The organism is Protofrankia symbiont of Coriaria ruscifolia (genome assembly GCF_900634745.1).
Classification (GTDB): Bacteria; Actinomycetota; Actinomycetes; order Frankiales; family Frankiaceae; genus Protofrankia; species Protofrankia californiensis.
This window is the reverse complement of sequence record NZ_CAAAFR010000056.1, coordinates 1-16,379: the sequence shown is the minus strand read 5'-3', so window position 1 is coordinate 16,379 and position 16,379 is coordinate 1. Positions and strand designations below refer to the sequence as shown.

The following is a 16,379-nucleotide window of genomic DNA, read 5'->3' as shown; positions in this document are numbered from 1 at the left end:
CCGCCGGCTGTTGTGCCGCCGGCTGTTGTGCCGGCTGTTTCGACGCGTCCGTCCTGGCAGGGCCGGACGTGAGGTTCTCGCCAGCAGCGGTCCTACCTGCGACGCGGCCATCCGCGGGAGGCGTGGCCGGCCGCACGGCAGGCCCCTGCCAGGACGGTGCTCCGGCACGCTGCCCGGTTGGACCGGGTACCCAGCCGGTCGCCCCCGCGGGACCGGCTGTCGTTCCGGGACGTGGGGCCGCGGCTGGACGCTCACCCTGTGACACACCCGACGTGCGATCTGCCGGTGGACGGACGGGCGACGGCCGGCCCCCGGACGGCGGTGCGGAGCCGGCGGCACCAGCGTCGGCGGCACCAGCACCGGCGGTACCGGTGGCGGTGGTGCTGGTGCTGGTGCTGGTACCGGCGCCGGTGGCGCCAAAACGTGGTGGCTGGGCCCGGGAATGTCCGGACGTCGGCCGAGTGCCCGTCCCGGCGGCAGCGCCCGCTGCGGGAGGGGCGGGTGCCTTCGGCCGATCGGACGGATCCGCCGGGCGTCCAGAAGCCTTCTTCGCGCCGTCGACGTTCGCACCTTCCCCGTCGGACGGGTTCGCGACCGGACCGGATCCGGCGATATCAGCAACCTGGTCGGTCCGGCGAGACCGCTGCGGCGGCTGTTCGGTCATTGCACACGCTCCCGGGTCACCTGGGCCGAGTCAGGCCCAGCGTAATCCGGAACATGCACCGTCTCAGTAGCCGCTATACAACGTATCGTAAACGACATTACCGTGCGTTCGCCTGACCGGTCACACACTCACGCAAGGCCCGCGGATGCCCATGCGCCGGTCCGACCCCTGACTCCAGCAAAATCCTCATCAAGGAAGACCCTACGGCCCGACGTCCGCCCCTGGGGATCGCTCCAGGTGATCCGCACGATACGCCGGCCCGCGCCACGACCGCCCGGAAACCGGGGTCGGCCACAGTTATCTCAAGTGGCCACGGCATCCAATCTACGAATCCATTACGACAACCGACACGGAAAACGAAACTTCAAACACCGCAAAGCGCGCCGGCGTCAGATCCTCACCATGTCGACATCCGATCGTAACCCCTGACGATCACGGTAACCGACCCGGCACTCCAGGGGTCCCCACATTGCGGGAAAACAGCGTCCAACCACCACGGGTGAGGCAACACCCGCCATCACAGGTGAAACAGCCCCACCATCCCCCTTGCCGATCATCATTAGATGATCGGCAAGCCCACCACAACGACCAGCCCCGCGCACCAGGGTTCCAAATTGGGGCAAAACAACAATTTGGGAGAAGGTTAGACTTCTTCGCCGATCCGGTGCACCCGGATGGTGTTCGTCATCCCGGCCACGCCGGGCGGGGTTCCGGCCACGACGACGACAAGCTCACCGGGCTTGCAGCGCTCCAGCTGGAGCAGCGCGCTGTCGACCTGCCGCACCATCTCGTCGGTACTGTGCGCGAACGGGACCAGGAAGGTCTCAACGCCCCACAGCAGCGCGAGCTGGCTGCGGACAGCGGGTACCGGAGTGAAGGCCAGCAGCGGGATGGGGCTGCGGTAACGAGCAAGACGGCGGGCGGTGTCCCCGCTCTGGCTGAACGCCACAAGGTAGCGGGCGCCCATGGCACTGCCGACATTGGCGGCAGCCTCCGCCAATGCGCCACCAACAGTACGCGGACGAGTACGCAACGGTGGGATTCGAGCAAGGTCCGTTTCAGCCGTCTCGATGATCCGAGCCATCGTGGACACGGCTTCGATGGGATATTCACCGACACTGGTCTCAGCCGACAGCATGATCGCGTCGGCGCCGTCCAGAACCGCGTTGGCGCAGTCGCTGGCCTCGGCCCGGGTGGGCCGGGGTGCGTGGACCATCGACTCCAGCACCTGGGTGGCCACGATCACAGGCTTCGCGCGCTCGCGTGCCCACGACACGCCGCGCTTCTGCACCAGTGGCACCACCTGCAACGGCAGCTCCACCCCCAGGTCCCCCCGGGCGATCATAAGACCGTCGAACGCCTCGACGATCTCCTCGAGCTGGTCGACGGCCTGCGGTTTCTCGATCTTGGCTAGGACGGGCAGGCGCACCCCGACCTCGTCCATCACAGCCCGGACCTTCTCGATGTCGGCGGCTGAACGGACGAAGGACAAAGCGATCATGTCGGCGGGCAGACCGAGCCCGAAACGGAGATCTTCGGTGTCCTTGTCGGTCAACGCGGGCACGCCGAGGGCCGCACCCGGGATGTTCATCCCCTTGTGATCACTGACCGGGCCGCCGACGACAACCGTGGTGTGGACGTCGGAGCCGACGACCTCGGTAACGTCCAGCACCAGCCGGCCGTCGTCGACGAGGATCCGGTCGCCCTCGGCGACGTCGGAGGTCAGCCCGGAGAAGGTCGTCCCGACCCGGTGCTGGTCACCGACCACGTCATCGGTTGTGATGGTGAACCGGCTGCCGGGTACCAGCGTGACCGGACCGGAGCCGAACTTCCCGAGTCTGATCTTGGGACCTTGGAGGTCGATGAGGATGCCGACGCTGCGCCCGACGGCGTCGGCCGCAGCGCGGATCTGCTGGTAGGCCTGCGCATGCTGCTCGTGGGAGCCATGGGAGAGGTTGAGACGGGCGATGTCCATGCCGGCTTCTACCAGCGCCCGAATCCTGTCGGGCGAGCTGGTGGCCGGACCAAGTGTGCATACAATTTTCGCGCGGCGAGACACGAGACAAGCCTAGAAAATGACCCCGGCGGCCCGGACACCGACCCCACTATCCGCTGGCCGACACCCGAAAAGTTTTCCATCTACAGGAAAAACGCCCTATTCCGTTTACCGGGTGCACTATGCGACGAGCAGGCGTACTGTCACATCGATCCGCACCGCCGTGGGAGCAGGGGTGACGACCGCTCCGGACGTCCCCGCGAGCGCTCCACGCGGCGTGCCGGTCGCGGGCAGGGCAGGCGAGTTCCCAGGTCACGGTGGGTAGACAGATGAGCGAAAACCCGGCGATCCACCGCCATCCGTCCGGCGACATCGACATCGCGCTGCCGTCCGGAGACCCCGAGACGAGTACGGAAAGTACTGACGACCTCACCGACGGCGTACCACCTGACAGCAAGCAGGGACAGCCGGGATAGACCGCACCCCGACCCGGCACTCGGGCCCCACCCGGACGGGCGCGCCGGGCGGTCCGCAACGGCGGGCCGGAAGACCTGTGCGCAACAGCCCGGATGGCCCGCCCACCAGCTCCTGGCAGGCGGGTTGCCTCCGGCCCCGCCTCGCCGGCCGGATCAGCCGACCGTGGCGGCCTTCGTGTCGTCCCGCTCTGCGCGGTCCCGCTCCGCCTCACCCCGATCTGTGTCCCGGTTCTCGGTGTCCACCACGTCCTGGTCCCGGGCGTCCGCCATCGCTGCGCTGTTGGTCGGTTCGACCCGGCCCGCGTCCAGGGCCTGCCCCCGGACCTCGCCGAACCGGCTCTGGCCCCGGGTCTCGAACTGGGTCTCGAACTGGGTGCGGTACAGCTCGGCGTACAAGCCGCCGCGGGCCAGCAGCTCGGTGTGCCGGCCGCTGTCGACCAACCGTCCGTCCTCGACGACGAGAATCCTGTCGGCGTCACGGACAGTCGACAGCCGGTGGGCGATCACCAGCGACGTCCGACCGGCCAGCGCGGTGGCCAGGGCCTGCTGGACGGCTGCTTCGGACTCGCTGTCGAGATGGGCGGTGGCCTCGTCCAGGACGACGATCGAAGGCTCCTTGAGCAGCAACCGGGCGATGGCGAGCCGCTGCTTCTCACCACCGGAGAGCCGGTAGCCACGGTCACCGACGACCGTGTCCAGACCGTCGGGCAGCGCCCGCACGACAGCGCCGATCTGGGCCGCGTCCATAGCCGCCCACATCTGCTCCTGCGTCGCCTCCGGCCGGGCGTAGGCGAGGTTCGCTCGGATCGTGTCGTGGAAGAGGTGCGCGTCCTGGGTGACGACACCCACGGCGTCCCGTAGCGACCGCAAGGTGATGTCCCGAACGTCGTGACCACCGACCCGAACCGCGCCGCTGACCGCGTCGTACATGCGGGGCACCAGCTGGCTGATCGTCGTCTTGCCGGCTCCGGACGGCCCGACCAGCGCGACCAGCTCGCCGGGTTCCGCCCGGAACGACACGTGATGCAGGACGGCCTCGGACGGACGCTTGTCGAGTACCGCCACCGACTCCAGGGAGGCCAGCGACACCTCGTCCGCGGCCGGGTAGCGGAATCCGACATCGTCGAATTCGATCATGGACGAGCCGGGCGGCAGGTCGACCGCGCCCGGCCGGTCGGAGATCGCCGGTGGCAGGTCGAGCACCTCGAAAACCCGCTCGAAGGAGACCAGGGCGGTCATCACGTCGACGTTGACGTTCGACAGCTGGGTCAGCGGGCCGTAGAGGCGCGACAGATAGGAGGTCAGCGCGACGACGGTACCGACCTGCAGGGCCCCCTCGGCGGCGAACCGCCCGCCCACGCCGTAGACGATCGCGGTCGCCAGGGAGGCGACCAGGGTCAGCGAGACGAAGAAGATCCGGCCGTACATGGCCTGAGTGATTCCGATGTCGCGGACCCGGGCGGCCTTGGTCGTGAAGCCGTCGTTCTCCCGTGACGGGCGGCCGTAGAGCTTGGCGAGCATCGCTCCGGAGACGTTGAACCGTTCGGTCATCACCGTGTTCATCGCGGCGTTGAGCCCGTAGCTCTCTCGGGTGAGGTCGGCGAGCTTCGGTCCGAGCAGCCGCGCCGGGACGACGAAGACCGGCAGCAGCAGCAGCGAGACGATCGTGATCTGCCACGACAGCACGACCATCGCGACGAGGACGAAACCGACGGACACGACGTTGGACAGGACCGAGGACAGCGTGCCGGTGAAGGCCGACTGGGCCCCCAGGACGTCGTTGTTCAGCCGGGAGATCAAAGCGCCCGTCTGGGTCCGGGTGAAGAACGCCAGCGGCTGGCGCTGGACGTGGTCGAAGAGCCGGGCCCGCATGTCGAAGATCAGGCCTTCGCCGATGCGCGCGGAGAACCACCGTTGCGCGAGAGCCAGCAGCGCGTTGATGACGGCGATGAACCCGACCAGCGCGGCGAGCGCCTGTACGACGCCCACGCGTCCGGGGATGATGCCCTTGTCGATGATCGCCTTGAAGATCAGCGGAGTCGTCGCGCCGAGCGCGGCATCGACGACGATCAGGACGAGGAAGCCGGCGAGCATCCTCCGGTACGGGCGCGCAAACCCGACGATCCTGCGCAGGGTGCCCGGCCGCAGTTTCTGGTGGGCGATCGAGCGGTCACGCTGGAAGGCCCTCGCGCTGATGGGCGGCCCGCCCTCGACGAATCTCATCAGTAGACCCCCGAAGTTCGCTCCTGCTTACACTGTAACAATGTAAGCGAAAGTAGCAAAGAATCGTTCCCTCACCATGATCTCGACCACAGGGCCGAGGCCGGAATCGGGTCGAGATCGGGCCTGAATCGAGATCGAGTCAGGATCGGGATCGGGATCGGGATCGAGTCAGGATCGGCTGACCGGTGCGGAGATGACTCACCGCAGACACTTCACCCGGATGACCCGGCCGGCGTCGGCGAGCAGCGCAGCTGGGCATCACGCTCCGCGCGTAACTGATCCGGTCTGGACCGCTCACGGCTGTGCAGCAGCAACGCCTTGACCTCGACGGCCGTCTCACGCGGAGCCGCAAGCAGGGCGGCGACAAGCTCCTCCACCGCCCGGTCGAGATCGGCAGGGGCGGCCAGCCGGTCCGCAAGCCCCACGGCCTGAGCCTGCGCGCCGGACAGCCCGCGCCCGGTCACACACAGATCCAGCGCGCGGCCGTAGCCGACCAGGTCGACCAGAGCCCGGGAGACCCCCAGCGCCGGGATACGGCCGTGGTGGATTCCGGGCAGGGACAGGTACGCGTCATCGCAGACAACCCGCAGATCGCAGGCGATCGCCAGGCGAAGAGCGTCAACGGCGTACCCACTGACGACCGCGACACTGAACAGGTCATGGCGGGACAACCAGCCGAGTGCGGCCTGCCATTCGGCGACCGCCCCCGCGTTGTGGTGAGCCGGTTGCTCTTCAACCTTTTGGTCGTCAGACCACTGGCCCTCGGCCGGTTGCTCTTCGGCCGGTCCGGACCGGCCATGACCGGACGGCGGCGAGCCGCCGATGATCCGAAGAACCACGAGCCGGATGCTGCCAGGCAAAGATCGTCCGATGCCGGCCAGCGCGGTGCGCAGCGAGGCGGACAGGGCGGGTGCGCGCACAGCGACGTGATCCTGGCGATCGACGGCGATGGTCGCCCTCGGACCATCGATCGCCAGCGCCAGACCGGCCGCCGCCGGGTCGGCGGCGGCCGGCACCAACATGATCAGACGCTCTTTTTCTTACTGCCTCGGGTAGCGCCGCCCCGGCCCCGCAGAGTCGTACCGGACTCCGAGAGGATCCGGTGAACAAACCCGTACGAACGGCCCGACGACTCGGCGAGGAGACGGATGCTCTGCCCTGCCTCGTACTTCTTCCGAAGCTCTGATGCAAGCTTGTCGCGCTCCGCGCCGGTGATCCGGGTTCCTTTCCTAAGCTCGGCCAATGTGGCCCCCTCCGTGATAGATGATCTGCGAACCGATCTTCACTCAGTTGCGGTGAACGCGCCACTCGAAGTGCATGTGATCCATCACACGATCTCCTTCACGAGCCCGATCGCCCCTCGGCAGATCCGTCGAGCCTTTCTCTTCCTCCCGCCACTGGAACAACAACGCACGACCACGAGACTCCCGTCATTTCACCGGTCGGACCGGGAGAAACGGCGCGTCCAGCAACGTCATGACGACCAGTGTCCCCAGTAGCCCCTACCTGGACCGACAAGGGCTTCGGCGCGTCACGCCGAACACCGCCCGGCGAACACCGGCGAATCCGCGCCGAGGGACATCGTGCACCAGCCGAACGGCGCGCTGCCGGCCTGGTTACGGTGCATATGTGGTCATCACGCCGGAGGAGCAGGCTAAGTGGTCGTCACCGTGGCCATCCCCGGAAATTCGTCCGGGGTCTGCTGGCGCCGGCCGACACCTCGCTTCATCGCTCCCCGTCCATCGCGAGGCGATCGAGGGCTGCCTAAAGGGCCAAAGGCAGCGCGATCATGTTTTTCCCGCGCTGCCGGAGACCCAGGTCCCTGGGTCACCAGAGGGCCAAAGGCAGCGCGATCATGTTTTTCCCGCGCTGTCCTTGGCTCAGCTCCCCGGGCCACGGTGAAGGTGGCTGACGTCCCGATTGCCGCCGCACCATCGGGTAACGGGCCGACCGACAGCGGGCGGTCGGGTATCCATGGGCGCATGGCACGCCTGCCGTTCACCGGCGCCGATTCGGCCCAACCCGCGGAAATCGCAATGTGGATCGCCGCGGTTGTCGCCTGCTTGGGCCTGGCCGTGCTGGTGCGCGCCGCCGGCCGGGGGTGGGAGCCCCTGCCGACCACGTTCGCCGGGCTGCCGTTCACCGCGAATCGACGCCCCGGCGTCTCCCCGGTGTCCCTGCTTGCCCCGGCGGTGGCAGCCGTGGTCCTCATCGCGGCATGGCGCGGCGTCCACACCCGGCTGCGCTGGGTCCCGCTCCTCGTCACCGGTTACGGGGCGGCGTTGGGCTGGATCGTGGCGCTGGCGGCAGGGAACGCACGGTCGGGCCCTGCCGGCGCACTCGCGGTCAGCACGTTCACAGCCAGCGACGGCCACCTGCCGGAGCTGGGCGCGGCCGAAACCGATCCGACGGCCTTGCTGCGGACGTTCACCGAGCACGCCGGCACCTACAGCTACGGCACGCGAGCCCACCCCCCTGGGCCGGCGCTGCTGGTGTGGACGCTGGCCCGGCTGGGGATCACCACCCCGACCGCCCTCGGGATCGTCCTGACGGCCCTGAGCGCGGCCACGGTCCCCCTCGTCGCAATCGCGGTCCGGTCGTTGTGCCATGAGACCGCCGCCCGCCGTCTCGTCCCGGTTCTGGTACTCGCGCCATGGGCGCTGTGGATGGCCGCATCGGTGGACGGGGTGACCGCGGCCGTTGGCGCCGCCTTCGTCACGCTCGGGGTCGTCGGCTCGGAACCGGGGCGGCGGCTGTGGTGGGCGGCGGCGTGCGGACTGCTGTTCGGTGTGGCCACGCTGTTCAGCTACGCGATGCCCTGGCTCGGGGCGGTGGTCGCCGCCACGTACTTCATCCGCCGCCGGCCGCTGCTCAACGTGATCACCGGTGGATGTTTCCTGGTGCCGCTGTCACTGATGTCACTGTGGGGCTTTTCGTGGCCGGACGGGCTGGCCGTGGCCCGCGAGCAGGCTGCTCAAGCAGCCATGCAGGTCACCCGGGTCGGCGCGGCGACGCTCCCGGGGTCGGTCACCCGCCTTCCGGTCGGGCTCGCGGTCGTGTTGGTCGCGTGCGGACCGATGATCGTTCGAGCCGCCCGGCGCGTCCGGCTCACACCCGGCTGGCCGTTCCTGGTGGGCGCGGTCCCCGCGATCCTGTTCGGCATGGTCACCGGGCTTGCCGCCACGACGTTGGAGCGGTCCTGGCTGCCGTTCTACTGCTGGCTGGTGGTACCGGCGTTGGCACCGAATCCACGCCCGGACGGCCCGGGTGACATCGTCCGTGCCGGAGCCCTGCCCCTGGGTCTGGCCGGTCTCGGTGCGCTCACCGCGATTGTCGCCCAGACCGTCGTCGAGATCGGCCCGTCCGGCCCGTTGTGACGTCCCGTCCCGGAGCGCGGACCGACCCGGACAGGACGGAACGGGACCGGACTGAACGGAACCGGACTGAACCGCGTCCAGGGGCGGGCGGCTTCAGTGCCCCGGCGGAGCGCTGGCCTGCGCCGGCGCGGATCCGTTCTCGGCGGGTTCCTCCTCCGGCAGACGGAGCAGGTCCGGTTCCAGGTAGATCCGGCGTGCGATGGGCACCGCGGCACGCAGCCGGGCCTCGGCGTCGTTGATCGCGCCCGCGACGGTGGGCACGGTCAGCTCCACGTCCAACCCGATCTTCGCCGCGACGAGCAGCTCGTCCGGTCCCAGGTGCAGTGTGCGCACGTGGATGACGTCGGTGATGTGCGGTGAGTCCGCGAGGACGTCGCGGATAACCGCGACCATGGCCGGGGTCGCGGCCTCCCCGACCAGCATCGCCTGGGTCTCCGCCGCCACGATGACGGCCACCACGAGCAGCAGGATCCCGATGGCGAGGGTGCCCGCGCCGTCCCAGATCGGATCGTCGGTCACGAGGGTCAGACCCACACCCCCCAGAGCGAGCGCGAGGCCCAGCAGCGCGGCCAGGTCCTCCAGGAGCACTACCGGCAGCTCGGGAGCACGGGCCGTGCGGATGAAGCCCCACCACGAGGCGTCACCCTTGACCTGACGGCTCTCACCGATCGCGGTATGGAAGGAAAACGCCTCCAGCCCGATCGCCACGAGCAGGACGACCACCGCCACCACACCGTTGTCCAGCTCATGGGGATGGCGCAGCTTCTCCACACCCTCGTAGACCGAGAACAGCCCGCCCACGCTGAACAACACGATCCCGACGAGAAAGCCGGCGATATAGCGGGAACGGCCGTAGCCGAACGGATACTCCTCATCGGCCGGCCGGGTGGCGCGCTGCTTGCCGAGCAGGAGCAGGCCCTGGTTGCCCGAGTCCGCGACCGAATGGATGGACTCGGCCAGCATCGACGACGACCGGGTGAGGAGAAACGCGACGAACTTCGCCACCGCGATCCCCAGATTGGCCACCAGCGCGGCCGCAACCGCCTTGGTACCGCCTTCCGTGCTCACGCGATCACCCTGACTCACCACTCCTCGACAATGACGATGTCCGGCACGTCCCCGGCCAGTGTGCCAAGCCGGACAGCTGACCGTCCTTCAGGCCACAGTGATCACAGCCTGCGGGCAAAGGTGGCCTTCAGGCCAAAGTGATCAGTTCGGCGAGGTCCGGCGACCAGGAGTCCTCGACGCCGTCCGGCAGCATCAGGACCTTGTCGGGTGCGAGCGCCTCGACCGCGCCGGGATCGTGGGTCACCAGCACGACCGCTCCCCGGAAGGTGGCCAGCGCCTCCAGCACCTCGTTGCGGGACGCCGGGTCGAGGTTGTTGGTCGGCTCGTCCAGCAACAGCACGTTGGCGGCGCTGCACACGAGCCCCGCCAGCGCCAGCCGGGTCTTCTCCCCACCGGAGAGGGTGCCGGCCGGCTGGGAGACGCTGTCACCGCTGAACAGGAAGGCACCGAGGATGCGCCGCAGCTCCACGTCGGAGGTGCCGGGCGCGGCCGCGCGCATGTTGTCCAGCACCGAGCGGTCGGTGTCCAGGGTCTCATGCTCCTGGGCGTAGTAGCCCAGCCGAAGCCCGTGACCGTGGTGGACCTCTCCGGTGTCCGGGGACTCCACGCCCGCGAGCATCCGCAGCAGCGTGGTCTTGCCGGCGCCGTTGAGACCGAGGATGACGACCCGCGCGCCGCGGTCGATCGCGAGGTCCACCCCGGCGAAGACCTCCAGCGACCCGTAGGACTTCGACAGCCCGGTGGCGGTCAGCGGGGTCCGCCCGCACGGCGCCGGGTCGGGGAAGCGCAGCTTGGCGACCCGGTCGGCGACCCGCACCTCGGCCAGTCCGGCGGCGAGCCGCTCGGCCCGGCGATCCATCTGGTGAGCCGCGCGGGCCTTGGTCGCCTTGGCCCGCATCTTGTCGGCCTGCGCCTTGAGCGCGTCGATCTTCTTCTCTGCGTTGGCTCGCTCGCGGCGGCGGCGGCGCTCGTCGAGCTCCCGCTGGGACAGGTACGTCTTCCAGTTGACGTTGTAGACGTCCAGGGCCGCGCGGGTGGCGTCGAGGTAGAAGACCTTGTTCACGCAGCGGTCCAGCAGGTCGACGTCGTGGCTGACCACGACCAGTCCGCTGTCGTGGGAGCGCAGGAACTCGCGCAGCCAGACGATCGAGTCGGCGTCGAGGTGGTTGGTGGGCTCGTCGAGCAGCAGGGTCGCCTCGTTGTCACCGGCTCCGGCGAACAGGATGCGGGCGAGTTCCACCCGGCGGCGCTGGCCTCCGGAGAGCGTCTCCAACTGCTGGGCGAGCACCCTTTCCGCAAGCCCCAACGCCGAGCAGATCCGGGCCGCCTCGGCCTCGGCCGCGTACCCGCCGAGGGTGCCGAAACGTTCCTCCAGCCGGCCGTACCGCCGGATGGCCACGTCGCGGGCGGCCTCGTCGACCAGCTCGGCCATTTCCAGCTGGAGCTTCTCCATCTCGCGCAGCAGCGCGTCGAGACCGCGGGCGGACAACACCCGGTCGCGGACGGTGTCAGCGGGGTCACCGCTACGGGGATCCTGCGGAAGGTAGCCGAGGTCGCCGCGGACGTCCACCTTTCCGGCGAACGGCAGGGTCTCGCGGGCCAACGTCTTCAGCAGCGTCGTCTTGCCCGCTCCGTTGCGTCCGACGAGCCCGATCCGGTCACCGGGCTGGATACGGAACGACACCGCTTCGACGAGGGTGCGAGCGCCCGCGCGCAGCTCGAGATCGGACACAATGATCATTGGTGTACGTGGCCTTCCAGGAACGACGGCAAACTTGGAGCGACCGGCAATCTCAGACTACGGTTGCCCGCCTGGCACACACACGGATCCATCCCACGACCCGCGGCCAAAGCCATGATGGTCACTTCCGTGCCGTCGGGGCCAGAACAACGTCATGTAGTGGTAACACGGGCAACCTAGGCTCTCACAGTGTGGCGGACCTGTTTGAAGGGTATGCGGCCCAGGCCACGCAGGCGTGGGACGAGGTGTTCGAAGCCCCGGACACCCCTCGGGCGCTGTACGCCTCGCTCTACGACGCCCTACGGCCGCTGAGCAGCAGCGACCTCGCGGGCCGCAAGGCCGCCCTCGACCGGGCGTTCCGGGACGCCGGTATCACCTTCAACCTCTTCGGGGAGGAACGGCCCTTTCCGCTGGACCTCGTCCCACGCCTGCTGGACAACTCCGAATGGGACGTCATCGAGCGCGGAGTCACCCAGCGCGTCCGGACGTTGGAGGCGTTCCTCACCGACGTCTACGGGCGTGCGGAGGTCCTGCATGACGGTGTCGTCCCCCGCCGGCTGGTGCTCTCCAGCGCGCACTTCCACCGCGCGGCGCATGGCATCGACCCACCGAACGGGGTCCGCGCGCATGTCAGCGGCATCGACCTGATACGCGACGAGGAGGGTGGTTTCCGGGTCCTCGAGGACAACGTGCGGGTGCCGTCCGGGGTCAGCTACGTGGTCGAGAACCGGCGGGCGATGACCCGGGTCTTCCCCGAACTGTTCGCCACCCACCGGGTCCGCCCGGTCTCGGACTACGCCGCCCATCTGCTGCACGCGCTGCGGGCGGCCGCACCGCCCGATGTCGCCGATCCAATCGTGGTCGTTCTGACACCGGGGGTGTACAACTCGGCGTATTTCGAGCACGCTCTGCTCGCCCGGCAGATGGGCGTCGAGCTCGTCGAAGGACGAGATCTGACGGTACGCAACAACAACGTCACCATGCGCACGACAGAAGGTGACCGGCCCGTCCACGTCGTCTACCGCCGGATCGACGACGAGTGGCTGGACCCACTGCACTTCCGCCCCGAATCGGTGGTCGGCTGCGCCGGGCTGCTCAACGCCGCCCGGGCCGGCCGGGTCACCATCGCCAACGCGGTGGGTAACGGGGTCGCCGACGACAAGCTGATGTACACCTACGTCCCCGACCTCATCCGGTACTACCTCGGTGAGGAACCGATCCTGGCCAACGTCGACACCTACCGCCTGGAAGACCCCGACCAGCGCGACCACGTGCTCGGCCACCTCGACCAGCTCGTACTCAAGCCGGTGGACGGTTCCGGCGGCAAGGGCATCGTCATCGGCGAGCAGGCGTCCGCGGCGGAGCTCGACGCGTTGCGGCTGAAGATCGAAGCCGACCCGCGCAGCTGGATCGCCCAGCGGGTCGTGCGGCTGTCGACCTCGCCCACGCTCGCCGGTGACCGGCTCGGACCACGCCATGTGGACCTGCGTCCGTTCGCGGTCAACGACGGCTCCAAGGTGTGGGTGCTGCCGGGCGGGCTGACCAGGGTCGCGCTGCCCCGAGGCAGCCTCGTGGTCAACTCCAGCCAGGGCGGCGGTTCCAAGGACACCTGGGTCCTGGCCTCGCCGGAGTCCAGCCGGGAGAGCGTCTCGCCCCGAAGCCGGCAGCCGGGCAGCGCGCCACAGGTCGCCGACGGTCCCGACGTCGGCCCGTTCGCGTCGTCCGACCAGCAACAGCGGCAACAGCAACAACAGCAACAACAACAACAGGAGTGGCAGCAACAGCAACGGGGACGTCCGCGAACAGGGGTTGTTTGCGACCGGGCCAGCCCCGTGAGCGGACCCGCCGCATGCTGAGCCGCATCGCCGAATCGCTGTTCTGGATCGGCCGCTACTCCGAACGCGCCGAACACACCGCCCGCATCCTCGACGTCCACGTCCAACGGGTGCTGGAGGACCCGTGGCTGGACGAGACCTCAGCCGGCCGGGAACTGCTGGCCATCATGGGAATGTCCGCACCTGAGGTCACCGCGGATTCACGGCAGGTCACCGAACTGCTCGCGTTCGACCCGGGCAACCCGTCCAGCATCACCGGCGCGGTCTGCGCGGCCAGGGAGAACGCCCGCGGCGCCCGCGACGTCGTGTCCAGCGAGGTCTGGGAGTGCCTGAACGCGACCTGGAACGACCTGCCGCACTCCGAACAGCTCGCGCGCCGGCTCGGCCCGCACGTCTTCTTCCGGTACATCAGGGAGCGGACGGCGATGCTCGCGGGCCTGGTCGACGCCACCCTCGCCCGCGACGACGGATGGCGCTTCCTCATCCTGGGGCGCAGCCTCGAGCGGGTCGACATGACCGCCCGGCTACTGTCGTCGAGCATCAGCGAGGATCCCGCGGCCCAGAGCTGGGTGAGCCTGCTGCGGTCCTGCGGAGCGCACGAGGCGTACCTGCGGACCTACCGGCGGGCTGTGGACTCCGCGCGCGTCGCCGAGTTCCTGCTGCTGGACCGGCTGTTCCCGCGGTCGGTGTACTGGTCGCTGTCCATGGCCGAGCAGATCCTGGCCGAGCTCGACGGCACCCGCCGCGAAGCCCGGTTCACCGTGGACGACATGGCCCGCCGCATCGTCGGGCGGGCCCGCACCGAACTTGAGTTCCGCAGCGTGGACGAACTGGTCGACGACATGCCCGACCTGCTGGTATCCCTGCAACGCACCTGCTCCACGGTCAGCGAGGCGGTCACGCACCGGTACTTCGCCCGTGACGCACCACGATCGTGGGCGACGGAGGTACCGGCATGAAACCGAGCACCAGGACGGTATCAGCATGAAACCGAACATGACGGCGGGCGTGAAGGCGGCACCGTATGACGGCGGACGTGAAGGCGGTACCGGCATGAAGGTGGATCGGTGAGCTGGCAGGTCCGGATCGAGCACTCCACCGGCTACCGGTACGCGGCCCCGGTGATCTCCTCGTACAACGAAGCCCGGATCATCCCGCAGACCGCCTCCGGCCAGCTCACCCTCGAGGCGAGCGTGCGTACCGAACCGGCCGCGGCCACCTACCGTTACTGGGACTACTGGGGCACGCAGGTCACCGCGTTCGACGTCCACACCCCGCACACCGAGCTCGTCGTCACCGGCCGGTCGGTGGTCCGGACCGCCTCCGCCCGGCCGAGACCGGACAGTGGGCCGAGCTGGCAGGCCCTTGCCGACGAGCCGGTCACGGACCGGTTCGTCGAGTTCATCCGCCCGAGCCGGTTCGCTCCGGACCATCCGGAGCTTGTCGACGCGGCCCGCGAACTCGCCGCGCACCACCACACCCCGGCCGAGTTCGTTCCGGCCGTCGGCGAATGGATCCGGCAGCGCCTGACCTACCGGCCCGGCACGACCGGCGTGCACACGTCCGCGGTGGATGCGTGGCAGCAGGGTGAGGGCGTCTGCCAGGACTTCGCCCACCTGGCTCTGGTCCTGCTGCGGGCCGCCGGCCTGCCGGCCCGGTACGTCTCCGGCTACCTGCACCCGTCCGCGGACGCCGCGGTCGGCGAGACCGTTGTCGGCCAGAGCCACGCATGGGTGGAGGGCTGGCTCGGTGACTGGTGGGGTTTCGACCCGACCAACGGTGTCGCCGCCGGCGAGCGGCATGTGGTCGTGGCCCGCGGCCGAGACTACAACGACGTCTCCCCCCTGCTCGGCGTCTACTCCGGCGGCACATCAACGTCACTGGGAGTCACGGTCGCAGTAACCCGCCTGAGCTAGAATTGTTGGATCGAAACAGGACGTGTGACTATCTGACCGGCGCTCCGGGAGATCTGTTCGATGACTGTCCGCATCGGGGGGATTTCGACTACGAGGCGCACGGTGGTGGTTACGCTCGTCAACGCCGTACCGATCCGCGTATCGCGGCCCTGCTCCACGCCGCGCTCGGCGATGCTCGGACCGTGCTCAACGTGGGTGCCGGTGCCGGGTCCTACGAACCGGCCGACCGCCATGTCGTCGCGGTCGAGCCGTCTGCGTCGATGCGGTCCCAACGGCCGCGTCACCTTGCCCCCGCGATCGACGCGGCCGCCGAGGACCTGCCGCTCGACGACGGCAGTGTCGACGCGGCGATGGCCACCGTGACGGTCCACCAGTGGTCCGACATCGACCGCGGGCTGCGGGAGATGCGTCGGGTCAGCCGCGGACCGGTCGTCGTGCTCACCTTCGACGGCGACGCCCTCGACCAGTTCTGGCTGGCCGACTACGTTCCGCAGCTCATCGTGGCCGACCGGCCACGCTACCCGGCCATCGGGCACATCCGCGCAGTCCTCGGCGGCACAAGCACGGTGACCCCCGTCACGGTGTCGATCGACTGCGTGGACGGGTTCACCGAGGCGTACTACGCCCGCCCGGAGGCGTTCCTCGACCCGGCCGTGCGCCGCTCCCAGTCCGCGTGGGGCTTCGTCGACGCCGACGTCACCGAACGCGCCGTTGCCCAGCTGCGCGACGACCTCGAGTCAGGCGTCTGGGATCGCCGCTACGGCGCGTTACGACACCAGCCCGAATTCCACGGCTCACTGCGACTCATCACCGCCGTCCCACCCGACGACCCCGCGCAGGCTGACTGAGCCGCCGGTTGTCTGCGCGTCGCGCTCGCGGATGGCCGACGGCGCGGCAGCTCCACGGCTCCGGCAGACCCCTACGTGCTGGCCGCTCAGCGGCGGAAGCGTGCCCGTGTGCGGAGTGAGAAAGGCATCCGGTGGGGAGGGTCGCCCTGTCACCGAAGCGGTGTGGTCGGGTAGACGGTGAACTTTCCCGGTCACGACTCTAGTGTCCTGCGCCGGAAGTTTCCACGATTAAATA

Annotated in this window: 12 protein-coding genes; 6 read left to right on the top strand and 6 right to left on the bottom strand. The window is 69.0% G+C overall.

Going from position 1 to position 16,379, the window contains the following annotated elements:
- Positions 1–1,307: 1,307 nt before the first annotated feature.
- Positions 1,308–2,723, bottom strand: a complete 1,416-nt coding sequence (pyk, locus tag CV1CTNOD_RS08390; protein ID WP_131785583.1) for a pyruvate kinase — start codon at positions 2,721–2,723, stop codon at positions 1,308–1,310.
- A 266-nt stretch (positions 2,724–2,989) separates the two neighbouring features.
- Here pyk and CV1CTNOD_RS24560 point away from each other — a divergent pair, with 266 nt between their 5' ends.
- Positions 2,990–3,136 carry a hypothetical protein gene (locus CV1CTNOD_RS24560; protein WP_165485385.1) on the top strand — a complete coding sequence of 49 codons (147 nt, stop codon included), beginning with the start codon at positions 2,990–2,992 and terminating at the stop codon, positions 3,134–3,136.
- A 153-nt stretch (positions 3,137–3,289) separates the two neighbouring features.
- Here the strand turns inward: CV1CTNOD_RS24560 and CV1CTNOD_RS08385 are convergent, their stop codons facing one another.
- The 3 genes from CV1CTNOD_RS08385 to CV1CTNOD_RS08375 form a co-directional block, all read right to left on the bottom strand.
- The gene (locus CV1CTNOD_RS08385) at positions 3,290–5,359 is read right to left on the bottom strand and encodes an ABC transporter ATP-binding protein (protein WP_131785582.1); all 2,070 of its coding nucleotides are present in this window, start codon (positions 5,357–5,359) and stop codon (positions 3,290–3,292) included.
- Between the two features lie 212 nt (positions 5,360–5,571).
- Positions 5,572–6,381 carry an enoyl-CoA hydratase/isomerase family protein gene (locus tag CV1CTNOD_RS08380; RefSeq protein WP_131785581.1) on the bottom strand — a complete coding sequence of 270 codons (810 nt, stop codon included), beginning with the start codon at positions 6,379–6,381 and terminating at the stop codon, positions 5,572–5,574.
- A 2-nt stretch (positions 6,382–6,383) separates the two neighbouring features.
- Positions 6,384–6,602 (bottom strand): helix-turn-helix domain-containing protein, encoded by a 219-nt coding sequence (locus tag CV1CTNOD_RS08375; RefSeq protein WP_131766260.1) that lies wholly within the window; start codon positions 6,600–6,602, stop codon positions 6,384–6,386.
- A 661-nt stretch (positions 6,603–7,263) separates the two neighbouring features.
- Here CV1CTNOD_RS08375 and CV1CTNOD_RS08370 point away from each other — a divergent pair.
- On the top strand, positions 7,264–8,736 hold the full coding sequence (locus CV1CTNOD_RS08370) for a hypothetical protein (protein WP_131785580.1): 1,473 nt from the start codon (positions 7,264–7,266) through the stop codon (positions 8,734–8,736).
- A 93-nt stretch (positions 8,737–8,829) separates the two neighbouring features.
- Here the strand turns inward: CV1CTNOD_RS08370 and CV1CTNOD_RS08365 are convergent, their stop codons facing one another.
- Together CV1CTNOD_RS08365 and CV1CTNOD_RS08360 are read right to left on the bottom strand one after the other, a co-directional pair.
- Complete coding sequence (locus tag CV1CTNOD_RS08365) at positions 8,830–9,804, bottom strand: cation diffusion facilitator family transporter (protein WP_131785579.1); 975 nt, start codon at positions 9,802–9,804, stop codon at positions 8,830–8,832.
- A 127-nt stretch (positions 9,805–9,931) separates the two neighbouring features.
- Positions 9,932–11,545, bottom strand: a complete 1,614-nt coding sequence (locus CV1CTNOD_RS08360; protein WP_131785578.1) for an ABC-F family ATP-binding cassette domain-containing protein — start codon at positions 11,543–11,545, stop codon at positions 9,932–9,934.
- A 191-nt stretch (positions 11,546–11,736) separates the two neighbouring features.
- On the opposite strand from CV1CTNOD_RS08360, the gene CV1CTNOD_RS08355 reads away from it, so the two are divergent.
- The 4 genes from CV1CTNOD_RS08355 (at position 11,737) to CV1CTNOD_RS08340 (ending at position 16,144) form a co-directional block, all read left to right on the top strand.
- A complete protein-coding gene (locus tag CV1CTNOD_RS08355; protein ID WP_131785577.1) occupies positions 11,737–13,401 on the top strand; it encodes a circularly permuted type 2 ATP-grasp protein in 1,665 nt (554 codons plus the stop codon).
- On the top strand, positions 13,395–14,339 hold the full coding sequence (locus tag CV1CTNOD_RS08350; protein ID WP_131785576.1) for an alpha-E domain-containing protein: 945 nt from the start codon (positions 13,395–13,397) through the stop codon (positions 14,337–14,339). The genes CV1CTNOD_RS08355 and CV1CTNOD_RS08350 overlap by 7 nt, the downstream gene beginning before the upstream one ends.
- Before the next feature lie 108 nt (positions 14,340–14,447).
- Positions 14,448–15,296, top strand: coding sequence for a transglutaminase family protein (locus CV1CTNOD_RS08345; RefSeq protein ID WP_131785575.1), 849 nt, complete (start codon positions 14,448–14,450; stop codon positions 15,294–15,296).
- A 53-nt stretch (positions 15,297–15,349) separates the two neighbouring features.
- On the top strand, positions 15,350–16,144 hold the full coding sequence (locus tag CV1CTNOD_RS08340) for a methyltransferase domain-containing protein (RefSeq protein ID WP_131785634.1): 795 nt from the start codon (positions 15,350–15,352) through the stop codon (positions 16,142–16,144).
- The last annotated feature ends 235 nt before the right edge of the window (positions 16,145–16,379 follow it).